The following is a 14,227-nucleotide window of genomic DNA, read 5'->3' on the forward strand; positions in this document are numbered from 1 at the left end:
GCCGTCGGCCAAGTCATAGGCGGTGGGTTGGACGGGGGTGAGGACCCCGGCGGCGATCAGCGTCGACAGCTCGCCCATGAGCTCGCCGAAGATCTGCGGTGCGGCCTGGATCAGCACACCGATATTGAGACCGATGAGGTGGATCTGATGCTTGTACACCAGATCCCAGTTGGTGATCGCGGCCTCACCGCCTGCCAAGCCGTAGACGACGACCCGTCCGGTGACCCGCTTGGCGGCGGCCAGACTGGCCTCGAAGGTGGCACCGCCTGCCGATTCCAGCACCAAATCGACGCCCGCCCCGCCGGTCAGCGCCAACACCTCGGCGACGAAATCGCCACGGCGGGAATCCAATACATGGTCCGCGCCCAGAGCCAGCACTGTCTCGTGCTTGGCCGGGGAGGCGGTGGCGACGACCGTTGCCCCATAGTGTTTGGCGATGGCGACCGCGGCTTGGCCGGTCGCGCCCGCCGCAGCGTGGATCAGCACGGTCTGCCCCGAGGTGATGCCGCCCAAGGGCACGAGTGCGGCCAGCGCGGTGGGCCAGTTGACCATCAGCCCCAGCGCCTGCTGTTCCGTCCAACCCGGCGGTACCGGCACCGCCGCGGCCGCGGGCATCACCATGAAGTCAGCGAAAGCGCCGTCACCGACGCCGACTACGCGAGCCCCGAGCGGCGGGCCGGTCACCGCCGCGCCCACCGCGACAACCTCACCGGCGGCCTCGAACCCCGCCACGTAGGGCGGCTGCGGCCCACCTGCCGACGTGCCGTGAGCCTGCATCACGTCACGGAAATTGACACCGGCCGCGGTAACTCGAATCAGCACCTCCCCCGGGCCGGGACTCGGCACCGGTGCGTCGGTGATCAGACACATGTCCTGCGGGCCATCGAGGGAGTTCTGCTGCAGCGCACGCATGGTCGCGGGAATACTCATCGGCAATCAGGCTTTCTTTCTCGGCGTACATGATCGAGACCGGCCCATCACGGACCGCGCCTCAGACATGTAGATCCCGGCCACCGCAGAAAAGAATCGCCGTTCCCCAATCTCGGTCAGTTCTCGCCGAGGTTCTCTTCGTCGGCGCGCGCCGATTGCCACGCCGATGTGGCCAGGAGGGACCAATAGCCGGTTCGCAGCGATTCCAAGGTTGCCCAGTTCGGTGGCGGGGAGCCGGGGCGACCGTCCAGAAAGCAGGCGAGGACCCACACCGAGTGGTAACGATCCAGATTGGGAGTGAGCCGAGCTACGTGCGAGAGATAGTCGGCGAGAACCTGTTCCGCGTGCTCGTAGTCCCAGAGAGTGCCGCCCATGCCGTCGGCCCCGACCAGGGTGGACAGGAGGTCGCCGGTGTGGTCGACGAGAACCTCGTCGGCATCCGGTGCCGCTATCGCTGTGTGGACCGGTGCCGCACAGGCCACCTTGTAGGCGAATTCGCCGTTGAGGAAGTGACCGTCGCACGCCTTCCGGAGCAGCCACGGGTCGGCCGCGGGATCACCTAGCTCACAAATGGTTTGGACGAGATACACCCGACCCCACGCGGCCGTGCGGTCGGCGAGCCAGATGAGGTTGGTCGTCGGATTGGGAAGTCGGGCGAGAGCCTGGGCGGCCAAAAGTCCGAAGGTGTCGGATAACAGGCCGATCGTCTGGATCAGTGCGATGTCTTCTTCGGTTCCGACAGCGGCAAGCATCGCCATGCCGAGCACCGTTGGATTCCGGTCGGTGCTGGTGCGCGTGAGATGACGGCCGAGCGCGCGAGCTTCGTCGGGGTCCGCGCGCCTGATCGCATCCGCCATCACCGGCCACAGGGCAGTCTCGATGTCGTACTCGATGACCTCGCGGTACAGGCGTGCGATGTCACGGTGTTCTATTGGCACGCTGAAGTATTCATCGATGAGCCGACTCGTGCGTGTGCCCTGGAAATCGGCCCTGCCGTCGCTCCCCCGCCGAGTGTCGCGGCGGTGAGCGTCCGGATACGGCTTGCCCTCCCTGGGCAATGGAATGCCTGGATGACGGCGGGTAAGCGCGAGCGCATGGTCGTAAAAGGTTGTGTTTGGGCTGGGCTGGGCCGAGCCGGTGAACGCGCTCACCGCGCGGCGAAGAACTCGATTCTTCCGATCATGAGTGCCGAGTGTGACAGGCGTTGCCGGCCTTCACAACTCGGGGCGGCCCTCCGCTGTCAGTTGGCGGAAGGCTGAGACGACTTGTTCTATGCGGGCTTCTTCGAGGTCGGGGCGGGGGTAGGTGTGGCGGATTATGGCCTCGCCGTCGAACATGTGGATCAGGGAGGTGACGAGGAGGCGGGCGGGGTCCGGGGGGATGTCGGGGCCGAGGATGGTGATGGCGAGGTCTTCTACTTCGCGCATCATGTCTCGGAGGACCGGTTCGAGGCGGAGCCGGAGGTCGGGTTCGGTGCGGGCCGCTACCAGGAGTTCGAACCAGACCGTGTTGGTGGTGTCGCGGATTTCGCCGCGGATGAGGCGGAGGATGGCGGCCAGGTCGAGGGGATGGGAAGAGTTGCGGAGTTCGGCGGCGGCGAGGAGGTGGCGGCGGCGGACTTCGTCGGCGGCGGCCACGACCAGGTCGGTGCGGGAGTCGAAGTGGCGGAAGACCGCGCCCTTGGATACGCCTGCGCGAGTGCTGATCTCGCCGAGGGAGGCGTTGTGGTAGCCGATTTCGGCGATGGCCTCGATGGTGGCCTCGACGAGTTTGGCGACGGTGGTCGCGCGGCGCTCGGCTTGAGTTCGTCGCGCGGTCGTCAATTACCCTCCAGCTCGCAGGAATCGACCGACTCGCTCGGCGCCCAGGATCTCGGCGGGCGCACCGTCGCCGAAGACGTACTGGCCACCGACGAATACGGCCGACACGGCTTTGTCATTGCGATTGACCATACGTGCCAGGCCGCCGTAGGTCGGCACTGGGCACTCGGCGTACGCCTCGAGGGAGTCGTCGAGGCCGTCGGGGTCGACGATGAGTAGGTCGGCGCGGTCGCCTTCGCGCAGGTATCCGGCGTCCAGGCCGTACCAGTCGGCGAGTTCGCCCGTCACTCGGCGGACCGCGTGTTCCAGGGTGAGGAAGGGATTGCCGGACTCCTCGGCATCTTTGACGCGCCGCAGGAATCGCAGACCGAAGTTGTAGAAGGCCATGTTGCGCAGGTGTGCGCCCGCGTCGGAGAAGCCGAGCTGCACGCCGGGGTGGGCGCTGAGCTTGTTGAGCATGGCGGGGCGATGGTTGGAGATCGTTGTGCGCCAGCGCAATTTGGTGCCGTGCTCGACGACCAGGTCGAGGAAGGCGTCCACGGGGTGCAGGCCGCCGCGGTCCGCGCCCACCTGCCCGAAGGTTTTGCCGATGACATCCGCATCGGGGCAGCCGACGATCTCGGCGTCGAAGAAGTCGCGGTGCCATACCCGGATCCCGAATTTGGAGTCGTAATCCTTGCGGAAGCGCCTGCGGTAGGACTCGTCGCTCATGAGTGCGTTGCGGGCCACCTGATCGGCGAGGTGGAGTGCGGCTGCGCCGGAACCGAATTCCTCGAAGATGACCAGGTCGATACCGTCGGCGTACACCTCGAACGGGATCGGGAGGTGCTGCCAGCGGAAGTCGCCGCCGAGGCCGTTCACCACGCGGGTGATGGCGCCCATCAGATGCACCAGCAGCGGATTCGCCTTGAGGTCGGCGGCCGAGATCAGCGTGGTCTTCAACCGCTGCCGGAACAGTCCCACGCTGCTGAAGGTCATGGCCGCGATGCTGCGCGGCGAAGTGACATCGGGTCCACCCTGCAACACCCGGCCGCGTCGGCGCAGAATCGAGTTGAGCCGCCGTCGTTCCCGCGCACGGGCATAGGTCGAGGGCAGGGTGCGCGAGCGGGCGACCTCGCCGTCCAGTTTGTCGAAGAGCAGTTGCTGCGCCGACATCCCCACGAATCCGGCGTCGAGCGCCTCGCTGAGTGCGGCCTCCATCGCCGCCTGCTCACCATCGGTGGGCTTGACCTCCTTGCGGGTGGCCCGATCCAGGCCCATGAGCGCGGTCCGGATATCCGAATGCCCGATCATCGCGGCCAGATTGGGTCCCAGCGGCAAGTCCTCGAGCACGGCGACGTACTCGCGGGCGGATTTCCAGCTCTTGCCTGAGACCGCGGCGATCACGTGCTCGCGGGGAATCGCCTCGACGCGGCCGAACAGATCACCCGCGTCGTTGGCTTCGGCATGCACGGTGGACAGCGAGCATGATCCGAGGATCACCGTCGTGATCCCGTGCCGCAGTGACTCGGTCAGGCCCGGGGCCTGTAGCACCTCGATGTCGTAGTGGGTGTGGATGTCGATCATGCCCGGCATCACCCATTTGCCTTCGGCATCGATGACGTTCGGGCACTCGGTTTCGTCGAGCGGCCGCGCGGAGACCGCGACGACACGATCACCGCGCAACCCGAGATGCCTTATGGCGGAAGGAGATCCGGTGCCATCGAACCAGCGGCCGCTCTTGATGATCGTGTCATAGCTCACATCAACATTGCAACCGATCGGTCACTAAGTGTCAAGGCATGAGAGCCTCGTCAAAAATGTTTTGACGGTGCGGTAGGGTCGGGACATGCCCGCTGAACAACCCGAGGCCGAACTGCTCGCCGACTGGTTACGGACGACCGCACCGGTGTCCGGGGATGTGCCCCAACACAATCCGGCCGCAGCGGTGCGCGCGGTGCTGGAACGGCTGGCCGAGGTCGACGGGGTCGAGTTACCGCATCGCGTGATCTATGCCGCGGTCGTGCAATTGATGGCGGCACGCACGGAGCTCGACCGGCTGGAACTCGAATTGATGCGGGCCGCCAGCGAGCACGGCAACAGCTGGAGCTGGATTGCCGAGGCGTTCGGGCACCGGTCCAAACAAGCCGCCCATGCCCGGGCCAGCGCATTGCACCGGCGGCTGGAATATCGAACGATCGACGAGGAAGAAGCCTGATGAAACTTCGTGTCGAACGCGGCGCACTTGCCGAGGCGTTGTCGGTGGTGGGCGCGGCGGTTCCGCGGCGCCCGTCGATTCCGGTGCTGGCGGGGATTCGCATACGGGCCGAGGCGGATTCGGCGTCGGTCGCGGGATTCGATCATGAGATCTCCTCGCGGTCCGATATCGGCGGGGCCGAGGTCGCCGAGCCGGGGACGGTGCTGGTCTCGGGCCGATTGCTCAGCGAGATCGCGTGGGCGCTCCCGGCGCATCCGGTGGAATTGCGCGCCAACGAGGCCCGGCTCGAGATCCTCTGCGGGCAATCGCGATTCGACCTTCCGCTGATGGCTGTCGAGGATTACCCGGAGTTGCCCACACTGCCAGCAAGCGCGGGCACCGTCGACTGCGCGGCCCTTCGCGAGGCCGTGGCCCAGGTGGCTGTCGCCGCCGGACGCGACGACACTCTGCCGATGCTGACCGGCATCAATGTCGAATTCCATTCCGCGTTCCTGCGATTGGTCAGCACCGATCGCTTCCGCATCGCGATCCGCGACCTGCCCTGGCAGCCGGCCACTCCGCTCGACGACCGATCAGCCGGGCTGCTCGTACCCGCGCGCGCTTTCACAGAGATCGCGAAGGCGCTGTCCGGCCCGCAGATCGACATCGCGGCCTGCCCGAACCGAACCATCCTGGGCCTGCGCACCGGCGACCAGCACCACACGCTGCGCACACTCGACCTGCCGTACGCCCCCTACCAGCGCTACCTCGAGGATCGCCGGACCGCGACCGCCCGGCTCGCGACTGCCGCCCTGCTCGAAGCCATCAAACGAGTCTCACTCCTGTCGCCCCGCGGCACCCAGATCGAATTGACCTGCTCCCCCACCGCAATTCGACTCTCCGCCGGAGACACCACCGAAGGCACCGCTCAGGAAACGATCCCCTGCGAATTCGAAGGCGACCCGGTCACCGTCGTCTTCAACCCCCGCTACCTCCTCGAAGGCGTGACCGCCACGCACGCCGAATCCATCGAACTCGCCCTCAACGGCCCCACCCGAGCCGCCACTCTCCGAGCCGACCACGAAGACCGACCCGGCCTCACCTACGTACTCATGCCGGTCCGCCCGCCCGGCTAGCGCACCCCGAGATCAGTGGCCGAGCAACCAGCCGATGCGATCGAACGCCAGCGCCTGGTAGACCACCAGCACGATGCCGGATATCAAGGCCGCCAACGAGAGTCCCGCTCCCCACAGCGCGAGTGCGCCACCGCCCAGCACCAGGATTTCGAGGACCAGACGGACAGCCCCGGGAACCGCGACGGTCGCCTCACCGTTGCGGCTCGGGTCACCCGGAACGGCGAACGTTCCCCAGACCGCGGCAACAGCCACCGGCAGGATGACCACCAGCAGGAATCGCCACGGACTGTCGAAGGCGCGCCACCCCAGAATTCCGAAGGACGCAACGGCGGTCAGCTCGAGCAGAAAACGAACGCCGAGCATGACGGGGTTCAAAGACATCCAGCAATCCTGATCATTCCGATTCGGCCGACAACACCTGCCGACCCTACGAGTATCCGATGCGGGCCGAGTGGGTCTATTCAAGCCACAACGGTGGCCGAACCCGACAGCCCTTCCACCCGGAACCAACCGCCCCAGCGTGATATCCGTTGCAGGTGAACGATTCTCCCGGACACACCGGTCGCCTGTTCGAAGGCGCCGCCTGGCACTATGCCCGCTACCGCCCGAACTACCCCCGCCCATTCCTGGACGACCTCGTGGCCCGCTTCCATCTCGACGGCACCGGCAGACTGCTCGACCTCGGCTGCGGCACCGGACAACTGGCCATCCCGTTGGCGGCTCACGTCAGCGAAGTGCTCGGCCTGGACCCCGAACCCGAAATGCTCGCCGAAGCCGCGCGCTGCGCGGAGGCAGCCGGGACAACCAACGTGACCTGGCGACAAGCCGGTTCCACGGACCTCCCCGGCGACTTCGGCCGCTTCCGCCTGGTCACCATGGGTCGATCCTTCCACTGGATGGATCGTGAACAGGTCCTCACCGCCCTCGACAGCATGCTCGAGGACAACGGCGCACTCGTGCTTGCCAACGACAGCTGCCTGATCCGTCCGACAACCGCCTGGCAAAGAACCGTCGAAGCCATCCAACACCGTTACCTGCCAGCCGATTTGGCGCCGCAGGACCCGCTGCCGGGACGGCTCGGCCACCCGATCGATCACCGAACCCATGAACAGATCCTCGCGCAGTCCCCGTTTCCGAAGGTGGAGCGATCGATCTATGAATTCGACCGCCCCTGGACGACCGCGCAGGTGATCGGCTATCTCTACTCGACCTCCCTGCCATTGCGGCGAGCACTCGGTAACCGCCACAAGGCATTCGAGCAAGAGGTGACCGATGCGCTGCACGCGTTCGGTCCCGACAACCTCATCGAACCGGTGCGTCTGGAGGTCCTCGCCGCGACCAGGCCGCGCTGAACTCGATCGATACCCGCCAGGTATCGGAGTCCACACGATCGGTCTTGGACGGCCCGCACGAGTCCGCAGCAGGATCGACGGCATGAGTAAAACGTTTGCGGGACAACAGATGAACGGCATCGAGGTGCACGGGACGGTCGCCGAGGGATTCGACGCGGTGCGCGCGGAGTTCCTCACCACGGCGGTCGCCGATGAGGCGGGCGAGGCCGGCGCCCAACTCGCGGTGTACGTGCACGGCAGGCAGGTCGTCGATCTGTGGTTCGGCAACGAGGTCACCGGCGACACCCTGACCGGCGTCTACTCCTGCACCAAGGGCGCCGCCACCTTGGTGGTGGCGTTGCTGACGCAGGAGGGAACGCTGGATCTGGACGAGCCCATCGCGGCGCGCTGGGCAGAGTTCGCCGCCGCCGGGAAGAACGCAATCACGATTCGCGATGTTCTCACCCACCGTTCCGGCGTCATCGGCGTCGACGGCGGGTTCACCGCGGATGAACTCGCCGACGATGCGGTGATAGCCGGTCGCCTGGCCGGTCAGCGCCCGTACTGGAAGCCCGGTTCGGCCTTCGGGTACAGCGGGTTCGCCGAATTCGCGATCGTGGCCGAGGTGGTCCGCAGGCACACCGGGCGTTCACTGCAAGACATCTATGACGAGCGCATCCGATCCCCTTACGGGCTCGACCTCTACCTCGGTCTCCCCGAAGCAGAGGAGCCCCGCTTCCGGAAGATCGAGCCGGGGCTGGCCAGTCCTGAGGAGCTCGCCGCGCTCTGGTCGGCTGGTCCCGGGCCACACAGCCTCACCGGAATCGGTTACGCCCTCAACTCGAACCCACCCGTCGATCAAGTGGCCTTCGCCAACACCCGGCGAGTCCGCGCGCTCGGCCCGGCCTCCGCCGGCGGAATCGGCAACGCCCGCGGACTCGCCGGCCTCTACACCGCCGCCGTATACGGCCTCAATGGCCAACCGCCACTGCTGAAACCCGACACCCTCGGCGATTTCACCATGATCCACTCCACCGGCGTCGACCTCGTCGCCGGCCCGGACAAGCACTACGCCCTCGGCTTCCAGGCCAAGGGCCCGCAGTATTCGTTCCTCAGCGCCCGCGCCTTCGGCCACAACGGTTCCGCGGGCTCGGAAGCCTTCGCCGACCCCCACACCGGCATCGCCTTCGGCTACACCCGCCGCCGCTTCTCCTCCACCTGGTCCTATCCCGAACACCACCGCCTCGCCGCCGCGGTCCGCCACGCGACCGCTGCTCTGTGAGAGAGCGCCACGCCCCGAGCGACCCGGTTGCCGAGATCTCGGCCTAGGACTGCGGTCGGTCGGCGTCACGGAGGTAGGCCGTGCGGGCGCGGTGGTGGGCCTCGGTCAGTAGGGATTTGATCGTGGGTTCGGTTGCAGGGCCGGGGTTTACGACCGCGAGCCAGGCGGCGGTGGCGTAGGTCGGGTGGGGGATCAAGGTGTCGTGGCTGGCGGGGGTGACGGGGTGGGCCGGGGTTTCGCGGGGCGTGTGGCCGAGGAGTTCGGTGAAGGCTTGGCGGCCCGCATTGATGTTGAGGCGGAAGGTGTTGGGGTGGTCGAGGTCGGCGGTGGGGTCGTCGGGGTAGTTCTTGGTGACGATCGTGGCGAAGGGTTGGGTGCGGGTGGGGATTTCGCCGTCGGGGGCGTAGTAGAAGAAGCGGTCGCCCCAGGCGATTTCCGGGAAGGGGGTGCCGGGGCCGGGGGCCAGGGTCAGGACTCCACCCAGGTTTTCGATGAAGTCGGTGATCTCGTCGATGTTCATGAGTTCTATCGTGAACTTGAAGTGCTTGTGGAGGCTTCGGCTGGGAAATAGGAGGTCGGGTGGGCGGAAGTCGCAAGTCTGCGTCCCTGAGGACGGCCGAGGTGGCAGGGCTGGCCGGGTATTCGGTGCAGCAGATTCGCAATCTGGAGCGGGATGGGGTGTTGCCCGCCGCCGGGCGCAGTGCGGCCGGGTACCGGTCCTATGGGGACATCCATGTGAGCTCGGCTCGTGCGTATCGTGCGCTGGCGGCCGCAGTCGGTCCGGTCGAGGCCAAGCGCCTCGTGCGGGCGGCGCACCAGGATTCTCCGTCCACGCTGCTCGCATTGCTCGACGCCGCGCACGCGGGCCTCGATTCCGAGCGGCGCGAGCTCGAGGCCACCCGCAAGGCGGCGCGGCACATCAGTGCGGAACCGATCGCCGAGGTCCGCGGCTCGGATGCGATGACCATCTCCGAACTGGGCAACGCGCTCGGTATCCGGCCGTCGACGCTGCGGCATTGGGACGCAACCGGATTGGTGACGCCGGGGCGTACGAAGCTCAGGGGTGAGCGCACCTACTCCCCCACGGATGTGCGCGACGCCCGCATCGTCTACCAGTTGCGCCGGGCCGGGTACGGCATCCCCGCCCTCGGCGTTCTCATGGCGGAATTTCGTACCACCAACCGCTGGACCGAGGTGCTGGAACGGCTGGCGGTGCGAGACGCGAGCATCGAATCGCGTTCGCTCGCCCTGTTGGAAGGCACCGCCGAACTGTGGCGGATACTCACTGCCATGGCCGATACCACTCCCGTCAGCTGGGACCATCTCAAACCGCGCCAGCCCACCGACGCCGAACGTGCGGCCTTGCAGACCGAACTGCTCGAGCGGGCTCGTGCGGTCCGAGCGCACGGCTGGGACCCGTATCGCACGGACTGGACTCCCGGTGAGCAGGCGGCCGTCGCCTACCTCCTCGGCGACACCGCGATGCTCGAGGAACTCGAGGAGCCCGAAGGCTCGATCCTGACCCGATTCGCGGGCGACCTGTACGGATTCCAAGGCGCACGCAAGGAGATCGCCTCGGGACTGGTCGGCACCCAAGCGTGGTTCGCCACCGCCCGCGCCCGGCTGGGCAAGGGCTGAGAACCACGCCCGGGCCGGGCGGCTACCGCTGCACGTCGATGTAGCTCATCATGCCGTTGTCCTCGTGGGCGGCGATGTGGCAGTGGAACATCCAGCGTCCGGCGAAGTCGTCGAACGGGATCCGGATCGTCACCTTGCCGGGGACGCCGTTCACCGCGTGCGGCACCAGCACGATGTCCTGGCGATGCGTATACGCCTGCGCCGCATCGTTGATCGACATCACCTGGAACGCCGTGGTGTGCAGGTGGAACGGGTGGTCCTCACCGGCGGTGTTGGTCAGCGTCCATTCCTCGACGGTGCCCAGCCGGGCCGCGGTCGCGAATACCGAACTGTTCATGGCGAACTGTTTGTCGTTGAGGAAGAACGATGTGCCCGCCGAATCCTCGGACAGTTGCAGGGACCGCCGCTGCGCGATCGACGCATTCGTCAGGTCCGGCTGCGCGCCGGGCATGCTGCTCGGCAGCGGGGGTGCGGCGGGCGCCGCCTCACCGGTCACCTCGACCCGGACCAGCTTGACCTCGGGATACGAATCGCCCTGCGGCCCATTGCTGTACGCCATCGTGTCCAGCCACGCCGTGCCGGTGTGGCTGGGCGCGGTCAGCAGCACGTCGTACCGCTTGCCCGGCGGCAGCAGCGCGTTGTCGCCGGTGGTCACCTGCGCGACCGGGATTCCGTCTTCGCCGACGAACGAGAAGTGGAAGCCCGCCAGCGCGAGGTTGTAGAAGATGTCCGCACCGGCGTTGACGAATCGCCACAGCTGGGTCTCGCCCGGCCGCATGGTGAGGGTCGGGCGCAGTTGCCCGTTCACCAGACGCACGGTATCGGCGTTGGAGTCGATCGAGGTCTTCTTGTCGTTCTGGACGATCTTGTCGTTCTTCTCCAGCTGAGCGTCCTTGAGCACCAAGGTGTGCGCCGTGATGCGACGCAGTCCCTCGGGCAGCTGACCGCGGTTGTCGCCGATGATCAGCGCGCCGGAGAGGCCGTCGAAGATCTGGTTCTCGACATCGCCGGGCATGAACATCGAGGCCATCGCCTCGTCATGACCGGGGCAGGACGTGCCCATGGCGTGGCTGTGATACCAGTAGGTGCCTTCCGGGTGATTCGCCGGAATGGCGAGCCGGTACACGTGCGTGGCACCGGGCGGCACGCACACGAACGGGTCGTCGCTGTCTCCGGTCGGCGACACATGCAGGCCGTGGAAATGCAGATTCGTCGCCACCGGAAGGTGATTGACGAGTGTCAGTGTCAGCGTCTCCCCCGGTTTGGCATGCAGGGTCGGCGCGGCGAATCTGCCGTTGTAGGTCTCCGCCAGCACCTTCGCCCCGCCCACGTCGACGCGCCCGCGCGCGGCGTCGAGCGTGAGGGTCCGCCCGTTCTCTTCGGGCGGATCGGCGAACGGCCGCTCCGCCGTCATCCCCTTCTCCTGTGCCCCGGCCGAGGGCCCACCGCCGGCGAAGGCCGCGGTCCCCGATCCGAGGCACATCGCGATACCGATCGCCGCCACCAGCAGCGCTGCGAATCCACCGAATCGGCTTCGGCGCAGCGCACTCCATGTCGAACGGACCCGTCCGACCACCATGATCTACCCACTTCTCGCACACTGAACTTGCCGCAGAAAGACTGGACGGTATTTCTGTACGGCAGATGTACGGCGCGACAATGGCGGGCAAGGGGCCACTGTCAGGAGCGCACCCGCTGCCACAGGCGCAGATAGCTTTCCGCGCCGTGCATCATGTCGGCGATCAGGTCCGGGCCGCCGAGGATGCGCAGCGCCTCCAGCCAGTCGGCGTAGGTGCCGTAGCTGGCGACGCCGTCGGTGTTGATGTCGAAAGTGCGGTCGCCCCAGCGTTCTCGATCGAAGGTGACAGCGCCGTCCGCGGAGGTGAACGGGTAGGAGACAACGCCTCCGACCGGCAGGCCCTGCGCGCCGAGTCCGTTCATATCCGACCCGTAGCCGAACCCGACTCCAGGGTCGGCCTTGGGCATGGCGTGCGCGTCCCGCCATTTCTGGACGAAGGCGGCCGGGCTGCCGGCATAGGGCGTGACGAAACCGCCTGCGGCGTAGACGCGCTGGGTGGTGCGGGTTGAATCCCAGCCATGCGAGGACAGCACGCCCGGGTAGTGGCGGTCCTCGATGATGGTGAGGGCCTGATCGGCGGTCGCCTCGTCCATATGGTCGATCTCGATCAGGAAGCCCTCGTCGATCATCTTGTTGATCAGGTACTTTCCGAGATCGGTCAGGCCTCGGGTATTGCAGTCCGGTCCGACCGGATAGCCCGGAACGGGATACTGCGTGTTGTCATGCTCGGGCCCGGGACAGGTCTGGACGTTCCAGAACGTCCCTGTCTGCATGTAGTTGCCGATATTGACCAGCAGGCCAGTGGTGTTGGCGTCCATCTTCGTGCCACCGAAGGCGTCGTCGAACTTGTGGACAGGGAAGAAACTGGTGACGCCGAGGCGGCGCAGTTCGATGAGCCACCGGTCCACGTCGGTCGCATCGCATTTCGGCTGATTCTCGACCACACCGCACCCCATCGGGTCGGACAGTTCCATGCCGATGACCACCGCGAGTTTCCCGGCGGAGGCCACCCGGCGCGCCTCGGCCGGATCGGTCACGATGCGGAAGAACCCCTGTCCCGGACCGCCCGCCTGGGCGTCGATGTAATCCTGCAGCGCATGCAAATCGGCGATCTGGGTGCGTACGGACACCATGTCGTCACACGGGTTGCGGCGATCGGTCATCATCGCGCACAACGATTCGTTGTCGACCACGTCGATGGTCATCATGCGCAGACCCGCAAGCCAGGCCCGTTGGATACCGGTCCAGTACGTGCCCTCGGTGGACAGCTTCGACGGTCGCGGCCAGTCCCGGAAACTCGGCCAGCCACGGGTATCCGAGTCGTGCACGGGCGCACCGTAGTCCAAGAAGTTGGCGATCAGCCCGTTGGCGCCATTGCGGTAGGACGCGCAGTCGGGCAGCGCGAAGGCGACTCCATACGGGTGCCAGGGCCGCCCGCAATGGAAGTCGCCACCGAGGAATTCGTAGGCGGTCACATGCACGTGGGCGTCGATGGTTCCGATGACCGAACCGTCGGGTGCGACGCTGGAACCCGGTGTTCCGCTCGCCCCGATGTCAGCCTCCGGGTAGTCGGCGCAGCCAGCGGCCGGAGTGAACGTGCCGTCCATGGTGGTGCCAGTCGCGGCATTGGTGAGGCTGAAACCGGTTGCGGCGGAGCCGTCTACCCGCCATTCGGCGGTCGGTGACGGAGTTTGCACAGAGTGAATCGATCCGTCCGCCGCCGCGAGGAACTCACCGTGGCTGCCGTAGAGCAGATACTCGCCCAGGGTCGTCGGCTGCATGCGGTAGGGCCCGGCATCCGATTGCAGTGGTCCGGCCGGGGTGTCGATCTGGTAACAGCCGTGGGCGAGTGAGTAGCGGGTCGGTCCGTCCTGCGACTGGGCAGCGGCGGGCCCGGTGAGGCCCGCGCACAGCACGACGACAGCCGCAATCAGCAGGTGTCTCAAGCCTTTTCTCCCGCCACCACGATTCACATATGCGAAATGACACTATTTCACGGTTGGGTGATGGCGGAGATCTGGGCGACCAGTTGGGTCGGGCGGGCGAGGTCGGCCTGGGCCTTGCCGCTGGTGAGGATCGCGCCCGACAGTGAGCGGGCGCGATCGGACCAGGCGTACTGGGTGGTCAGGCCGCTGCGGCCGAAATGGGATTGGGTATCGCGGCCGAACTTCGAGCGGCGCGCTCCCAGCTCGTACCCGCCCACCGACACCCGGCCCGCGATGCCGGGCAGCCAGGGGGCGGGTTGGATTGCCGCGGCGAGGGTTTCGGGGCGCATGATGCGGACGCCGTCGAGTTCGCCGCCGCGGGTGAGGATCTCGTAGAAGCGGGACAGTTC

13 protein-coding genes and 1 pseudogene are annotated in these 14,227 nt (G+C 66.8%); 5 read left to right on the plus strand and 9 right to left on the minus strand.

Features of this window, described 5'->3' with window-relative positions; genetic code table 11:
• The 4 genes from ACWELQ_RS17895 to ACWELQ_RS17910 form a co-directional block, all read right to left on the minus strand.
• The coding region (locus ACWELQ_RS17895; protein WP_452398156.1) for a zinc-binding dehydrogenase at nt 1-930 on the minus strand (930 nt) is incomplete at its 3' end.
• Between the two features lie 116 nt (nt 931-1,046).
• Entirely contained in the window at nt 1,047-2,081 is a 1,035-nt protein-coding gene (locus ACWELQ_RS17900; RefSeq protein WP_452398157.1) for a hypothetical protein, read from the minus strand.
• 63 nt (nt 2,082-2,144) lie between these two features.
• The gene (locus ACWELQ_RS17905) at nt 2,145-2,753 is read right to left on the minus strand and encodes a TetR/AcrR family transcriptional regulator (RefSeq protein WP_452398158.1); all 609 of its coding nucleotides are present in this window, start codon (nt 2,751-2,753) and stop codon (nt 2,145-2,147) included.
• Entirely contained in the window at nt 2,754-4,493 is a 1,740-nt protein-coding gene (locus tag ACWELQ_RS17910) for an N-acyl-D-amino-acid deacylase family protein (RefSeq protein WP_452398159.1), read from the minus strand. It lies immediately after the preceding gene.
• 85 nt (nt 4,494-4,578) lie between these two features.
• Between ACWELQ_RS17910 and ACWELQ_RS17915 the strand changes: the two genes are divergently transcribed.
• Complete coding sequence (locus ACWELQ_RS17915; protein WP_452398160.1) at nt 4,579-4,947, plus strand: hypothetical protein; 369 nt, start codon at nt 4,579-4,581, stop codon at nt 4,945-4,947.
• A complete protein-coding gene (gene dnaN / locus ACWELQ_RS17920) occupies nt 4,947-6,062 on the plus strand; it encodes a DNA polymerase III subunit beta (RefSeq protein WP_452398161.1) in 1,116 nt (371 codons plus the stop codon). The genes ACWELQ_RS17915 and dnaN overlap by 1 nt, the downstream gene beginning before the upstream one ends.
• A gap of 12 nt (nt 6,063-6,074) precedes the next feature.
• Here the strand turns inward: dnaN and ACWELQ_RS17925 are convergent, their stop codons facing one another.
• Nucleotides 6,075-6,443: a YrdB family protein gene (locus ACWELQ_RS17925; protein ID WP_452398162.1), complete on the minus strand. Its 369-nt coding sequence runs from the start codon at nt 6,441-6,443 to the stop codon at nt 6,075-6,077.
• Between the two features lie 155 nt (nt 6,444-6,598).
• Between ACWELQ_RS17925 and ACWELQ_RS17930 the strand changes: the two genes are divergently transcribed.
• Both ACWELQ_RS17930 and ACWELQ_RS17935 read left to right on the plus strand, forming a co-directional pair.
• Nucleotides 6,599-7,414, plus strand: coding sequence for a class I SAM-dependent methyltransferase (locus tag ACWELQ_RS17930; RefSeq protein WP_452398163.1), 816 nt, complete (start codon nt 6,599-6,601; stop codon nt 7,412-7,414).
• Nucleotides 7,415-7,496: 82 nt separating this feature from the next.
• A complete protein-coding gene (locus ACWELQ_RS17935) occupies nt 7,497-8,675 on the plus strand; it encodes a serine hydrolase domain-containing protein (RefSeq protein ID WP_452398164.1) in 1,179 nt (392 codons plus the stop codon).
• 43 nt (nt 8,676-8,718) lie between these two features.
• Here ACWELQ_RS17935 and ACWELQ_RS17940 read toward each other — a convergent pair whose 3' ends face one another.
• Complete coding sequence (locus tag ACWELQ_RS17940) at nt 8,719-9,195, minus strand: DUF6194 family protein (protein WP_452398165.1); 477 nt, start codon at nt 9,193-9,195, stop codon at nt 8,719-8,721.
• Between the two features lie 101 nt (nt 9,196-9,296).
• On the opposite strand from ACWELQ_RS17940, the gene ACWELQ_RS17945 reads away from it, so the two are divergent.
• Complete coding sequence (locus ACWELQ_RS17945) at nt 9,297-10,313, plus strand: MerR family transcriptional regulator (protein ID WP_452398166.1); 1,017 nt, start codon at nt 9,297-9,299, stop codon at nt 10,311-10,313.
• 22 nt (nt 10,314-10,335) lie between these two features.
• Here ACWELQ_RS17945 and ACWELQ_RS17950 read toward each other — a convergent pair whose 3' ends face one another.
• From ACWELQ_RS17950 to ACWELQ_RS17960, 3 genes and pseudogenes are all read right to left on the minus strand, one after another.
• Complete coding sequence (locus ACWELQ_RS17950) at nt 10,336-11,727, minus strand: multicopper oxidase family protein (RefSeq protein ID WP_452398167.1); 1,392 nt, start codon at nt 11,725-11,727, stop codon at nt 10,336-10,338.
• Between the two features lie 266 nt (nt 11,728-11,993).
• Nucleotides 11,994-13,838, minus strand: coding sequence for a peptidase (locus ACWELQ_RS17955; RefSeq protein ID WP_452398168.1), 1,845 nt, complete (start codon nt 13,836-13,838; stop codon nt 11,994-11,996).
• A gap of 47 nt (nt 13,839-13,885) precedes the next feature.
• Nucleotides 13,886-14,227 (minus strand): annotated as a pseudogene (locus ACWELQ_RS17960) (serine hydrolase); the annotation flags it as partial.

The sequence above is a fragment of the Nocardia sp. NPDC004722 genome (assembly GCF_053601505.1).